This is a genomic window from Stieleria sp. (assembly GCF_041595215.1).
Lineage (GTDB): Bacteria > Planctomycetota > Planctomycetia > Pirellulales > Pirellulaceae > Stieleria > Stieleria magnilauensis.
The window spans coordinates 1-5,816 of the sequence record NZ_JBFHKV010000512.1 but is presented as its reverse complement, the minus strand read 5'-3'; the positions used below and the strand labels follow the sequence as shown (position 1 = coordinate 5,816).

Genomic DNA, 5,816 nt, shown 5'->3' with positions numbered 1-5,816 from the left:
TGTGAAGCATTTATTCCCTGCGTTTGACGAGGTGTTAGCGGTAGGGCGCAAGCCCTCCGGTCCCTCATCGTTCCCGAAGCACCGGAGGGCTCGCGCCCTACCGCTAATAAATGCTTCACAGCGTTGCCCAATCGGGGTTGAACAAGACAGGCTCAAGCGAAGCGTCCGCCTGCCCCACGATGCAAAAGCCCAGCGGGCTGGCAGAGTGCTTGCCGGGCCCGTCAGGGCCCGGAATTCGAATGCAACGCCGGCGCAGGCCTGGAAGGCCGACACAGTGTGTCTGCTGAACCGCGTGTGTTGCTAGAAGCTGGGAAATTGTGTCGGCCCGCTGGGCCTCAGCGACTCCTTCAAATTATTTCCGTTGGCTCACGCCACCGGCATCCGCTCTGCCGGCCCTCCGGGCCTAAAGGACCTCGCTTGTCCGTGATTTCAGAGATCTTGCGAGCACGTCGCGTGCGGCCTCGGACACATTCGTGATGTGCCGGCGGGAATCCGGTCGGGCATTGAAAATGACTGTTTGTCGAATCTACTCTTCATCGAGTGCCTCGCCGAAGTGTTTCATCACGAAGCCGCCGGCGAACTCGGCCAGCGATGACCAGCTGGATCCCGTCAAACTGGTGTCCCAATAACTCGTTGCGGCCACGTCCACGACCGCAAATCCGATCAGCGCAACCCCCGTCCAGGCAATCGTCTTTGCCAGCCACATCGGAATGACCATCGAAACTCTCGTCGGTACGTGTTGAAGGTGAAAAGCGGGGCAGGGTCACGGTCCGATCAATCCAGTGATCGGTTGCTTTGCGACTGCGATTGAAACACTCTCTGACCGTCCAGCCAAGTGGACTGAACCACGGTGTCGCGGATTTCGTCGTCACGGCAAGTCAGCAGGTCGCGGTCGATGACCACAAAGTCCGCTCGCTTGCCGATTTCCAATGACCCGATCTCCTCTTCAAGCCGCATCAACCAGGCGTTGTTGATCGTGTAAAAGCGTAGCATCTGCTCGCGAGTGAGCGCTTGTTCGCGATGGATCGGAGCATCGTGCCAGCGGGCGGTTCGGGTCACGGCGACCCACATCCCGAGAAACGGATTGTACGGATTCACGCTGCGAAGCGATCCGATCTTTTGCATGTGATCGCTGCCACCCCCGGCGACCACCCCCGCGTCGAACAGACTTCGCAACGGGATGAAATGCTCGAGCCGCTCTTGACCGAACTGGGCCACCAGCGTGCGGGCATCCAGGTACAACCACGCCGGCTGCAAATCGACTCCGACGCCCAGTTTCGCCGCACCCGCAATGGCTTTTTCACTCATGAAACTGCTGTGGGTGATCGATGACCGTGTCGGGGCGATCGGGATGTCTTGATTGACTCGGCCATAGGCGGCCACGAGTGCTTCGACGGCAGCGTCGCCCTGGCAGTGCGCGGTGAATGCCAGCGAACGACTGGCACACAACCGAATTAATTTCTCCAGCCGATCGTCGTCGATGAATTGCATGCCGCGATAACGCGGGTCGACAATGCCGTAGATGCTGCTGGTCCCCCAGGGGCGAGTGAAGTAGGCACTGCCGGTCAGCATGCCGCCGTCTTCGAACACCTTCACGCCGATCACACCGAGCCTGGGATCGGGCGACTTGAACAGCGGGTCGGATGCGATCTCGTCGAGCCGTTGTTCGATTTCCGCCAGATCGGCATTGGGGGTCAGCGAACGTGACAATCGCGTTCGTGTCGTCAATCGTCCCGATTCCAACAGTCGGGCGTATTGTGCCCGAGCGGAATCACTGCAGTTACGATCGATGATCCCCGTGATTCCCCAGCGGTTGTAGTCGCGGATCAACTCCGCGAGTCGATCATCGAGTTCATCTTGCGACAGCTGCTTGCGGCTTTGATCACGACGCGTTTTCAAGACCGACGATGATTGACGGATCACTCCAGTCGGCTCGCCGCTGGCGGGATCGACCGCAACGTGCTGCGGATGCTTGGCGGCAAAGGCTTTGTCGATTCCGTTCTCCGCCAGTGCCAGCGAATTGGCGCTGCCGTCGGGACCGGTGCGAAACCAGACCGGGTGATCGGGAGCGACCGAATCAAGTTCTGCGCGTGTGGGAAAACGCTGTTCTCGCAACCGCGTGATAAAGACTTGCTGCAGCACAATCCATTCGCCCTTGGGGACGACGGCGACCCGCTGGCGAAGATAATTCAACACGTCCTCGATCGTTTCCATCGGCGGAATCTCGTGGTCCGCTTCGTATTGGCTGGCTCCGGTCGGATGGACGTGGGAATCGATCAGCCCGGGCAGCACCATGCTGCCTTGCAAGTCGACGACGTGCGTCTGGGGATCCACAGGGCTGGCGATCTCCGCGTCGCTGCCCAGCTGAATGATTCGTCCATCCTGGACCGCCATCGCCTCGACGACACGAAACCCCGGATCGACCGTCACGATCTTGCCGCCACGTAGAACCAGATCAGCCGCGCGGGTGCAATGCGATACGAGTAATAGCGTCAATACGACAAAGGCAGCTCGACGGGACATCAGGGTTTCTCGCGGATTGGGGCTGTGTTTTGCGTGTTTGCGTGTTACGGAGAGGGTCAAAAGATGGGGTGGTCAAAAAATAAAGACAACAAAGGACAACTGAGGCGGGAGCGGACAACCTATTTTTTGACCAATCCATTTTTTGACCAACCTATTTCCTGGCCCCTATTCTATCGCCACGGACGGATGAGTCGGTTCGGTGCCCCATGCATTCGGTGCGCCCAAAGTCTCCTCAGCGGAAGAGCGATACGTTCTGCAAGGAACACTGAAAATCGCCGCGCATTGCTTAACCGATCGCGTCGATCCATGCCTGTGGACTCGCCGAAGTGTCAAAACTGACCATTGGCAATTGTAAATCAGCCAACCCTTCTCGAAGGTTGGACTCAATCTTTCCCGAAACGATTAGCAACCATTTCACCGTATCGCCCGCATGACCTTCGCTCGGCGTCATTCCAGCGAATTCCTGCAATCGGCAACACTTTTCCTCCAGGTACTCCGGCGTCCAGAACCCGACGACTTCGACGTACACCAAGAGGCCGCGCTGTTGATGATGCAACGTGAAATCGGGCGTCATCACGGTTTGCCCGCGGACAAGCAACAGGGACTCGCGTTGCCAGGTCCAGCCTTCTACCGGCGCCTTCTGCCAGGCGGCGTCGACGTCCGCCTCCAATGACGAATCGAAGGCATCCGGAGCACTGAGTGCGGCTGACAGTCCATCGGCCGGGGAAAGTTCCATCCGAAAGCGTTGCTTCCGTGGCCCCAGAATCTCGGCCGTCATGTGCCAGCCACGACAGGCCAACAGTTTTGCCGCCAGCGACGCGAACCGCACGCCGTAGCGAGTCGATTGACGCAAGCTACTTTGTGGGCCGTCGAAGATAAATCGGTAGCGCGGTTGTTCGGCCGACGAAATCAGATCGATGCGGTGCATCAGCCCGGCCAGCTTGGCGTGCCGGACGATCGTTTTCAAGTCGTCGGTGGCGTCGATGCGGACGCGTGTCGCACGATACAACGCGGCTTGGGTCTGCGCGACGTTGTAAGCCGAAAGCAATTGCTGCGGCGTCCATTCTGAATCAAAGGCCTGCAGTCGCTGTAGTTCCAGCACGTCGCTGAACAAATCCGCTTCGATCTCTGGCCACGTCCGACCGAGCTCTTTGGCCAGTTCACTGCGGACTTGGTGCACGTCATGGTCAAAAATCCCCTCGCGATGTTCCACGATCGGATGCCGGTCGGCGGCGAAATCAAAGACCTGACGTCGTAGCTGCAATGCGGCCTTGCGGTTGGAGAGGTATTCGGATTGATCGTCCAACAACTTACAGAACGCAGCGATGCGCCGTGGCGGACAACCGGACAATCGATTCAGGCAGGTCTCGATCCGCCCGTGCAGCACCTGTCGCGGATCACCGATTCCGTCACGATAGACCCGCAGCATCTGCTTCGCCGCGGCGACATAATCGGCATCGGTGCCGCGGCGGAGTCGGTCGGGCCGGACGATCATCCGTTGAAAGTCGTAGTGGACGATACTGTGCTCGCTACGGATCATCGTTTTTGCCGGTAGGCTTCGTTCCGGCGACGATCGCGGCTACGGGTGACTTCACGTGTGTCTTCGACGACGACTTCGTAGAGTTTTGCACGTCGACTGCCGCGCCCCTTTCGCAAAACACGTCCCAGTCGCTGAATGGCTTGACGCTGGCTGGACAATCCGCCCAACACGATCGCCGTTTTGACTTCCGGCAAATCCACGCCTTCGTCCAGCACCCGATTGGCCACCAAAACACGGTAGCGTCCTTCGGCGAAGCCTTCCAACCATTGCCGGCGTTCTTTCTTTCCACAGTGGGACAGCAGACAGGGCACCAGGAATCGCGTCGAGATCTTGCGTGCCATCACATTGGATCCCGTGAACACGATGATCTGTTCGTCACAGTGGAGTCGAAACAAGTCTTCCAGCATCCGCAGCTTGGCATCGGCGTGCTCTTCGATCTGCCGTTTCAATCGAAAGGCTCGCATCGCAATCACGGCGTCGCGGGCGCGGTCGGGCTCTGCTTCGGTGGCTGCGGAAAGCGCGTAGGTGTCCTCCCATTTGAACTTTGGATCGATCGTCCTTTGCTCGAAGACAAATTTCTGGATCTGCTGCCCATAGTCACGATAGCGATGTTGTTCCTCGTCGGTCAGTCGGACTGCGATGCGGTGCACGCTGTAATCGGCCAACGACGTGCCGGAGGCTTCGGCGATGGATTGTTGGTACAGCGTCGGCCCGACCAATTCATGTAAACGGGTCATGCGTTCGTCGTCACCGGGAAGCGTCGCGGTCAAACCGAGGCGATAGGCCGCGATCGACATCCGCGCCGCGTCACTCCGCCAGGGGCCGGCCAGGTGGTGAACTTCGTCAAAGATAATCAGCTGAAAACGATCACCGATGCGTGGCATGTGGATCGCGGCGCTGTCGTAGGTCGTCACACTGATCGGGCTGACGCGATGGACGCCGTCACCGATCAATCCCGCGTCGATGCCGGTTGCTTCCAAGATCTTGGCATGCCACTGATACATCAGGTCGCGGACGGGAACGACGATCAGAGTGCTGCACCGATTGCGGATCATCAATTCGATTGCGACCACGGTCTTTCCGGTGCCGGTGGGCATCACGATCAATCCGCGCCGACCGCCGGTTTCAAAGGCCTCGACCGCTTGTTGTTGATCAGCCCGCAGCGTCATTTGCCGCAGGTCCTTGATCGACAACGAGCGAAACTCCGCCGCCCCGGCGTCGCGTCCGACCCGCCAATCGAATCCGCCGGCCAGCGAGTGGTCCAAGGCTCGCCGGATGGCATCGGCGTGCATCGCATCACCGCGAAAGCAGTCTTCACGCTCGTCCCAGACCAGCGGAATGTCAGCAAGCGTCTTCTCGACAAATCGCGGCGACAAACCGAACAGCCGTACCGTCCCCTGATGGAAATCGACGGACGGCCTGGATTGGTGTGCGACTGTCATGACAGGATGCTGCGAAACGGTTTACCGGCGGCTGAGCGGCTTGTTGATCGAAGCCCGCACGCGTTCGCAAGTGGCCACGCGGCGTCCCTCGCTGACGCATCGTACCGGACCTGATCGCGTTAAATTGAAAAGATCGACTCAATCAACAAGCCGTAAGGGCCAGCGCAGGAAGAATGATACCCTCCAGGCCGCTGCTGTCAGCAAGTTCAATATTTGGATGGAGGTGGCAGATCGGCTAGACTGGGGTGACCATCCTGCACCGATTTGACGGATTTGTATGATCGAACCCAATGGACGCGAAACGAACGCTG

At 59.0% G+C, this 5,816-nt stretch carries 4 protein-coding genes; all 4 read right to left on the bottom strand.

The window, feature by feature from the left end; translation table 11 throughout:
- Positions 1-526: 526 nt before the first annotated feature.
- The gene (locus ABX749_RS19055) at positions 527-718 is read right to left on the bottom strand and encodes a hypothetical protein (protein WP_372897359.1); all 192 of its coding nucleotides are present in this window, start codon (positions 716-718) and stop codon (positions 527-529) included.
- A gap of 56 nt (positions 719-774) precedes the next feature.
- Entirely contained in the window at positions 775-2,523 is a 1,749-nt protein-coding gene (locus ABX749_RS19050) for an amidohydrolase (RefSeq protein ID WP_372897358.1), read from the bottom strand.
- 286 nt (positions 2,524-2,809) lie between these two features.
- On the bottom strand, positions 2,810-4,063 hold the full coding sequence (locus tag ABX749_RS19045; protein WP_372897357.1) for a DUF790 family protein: 1,254 nt from the start codon (positions 4,061-4,063) through the stop codon (positions 2,810-2,812).
- A complete protein-coding gene (locus tag ABX749_RS19040) occupies positions 4,060-5,505 on the bottom strand; it encodes a DEAD/DEAH box helicase (RefSeq protein ID WP_372897356.1) in 1,446 nt (481 codons plus the stop codon). The genes ABX749_RS19045 and ABX749_RS19040 overlap by 4 nt, the downstream gene beginning before the upstream one ends.
- Positions 5,506-5,816 lie beyond the last annotated feature (311 nt).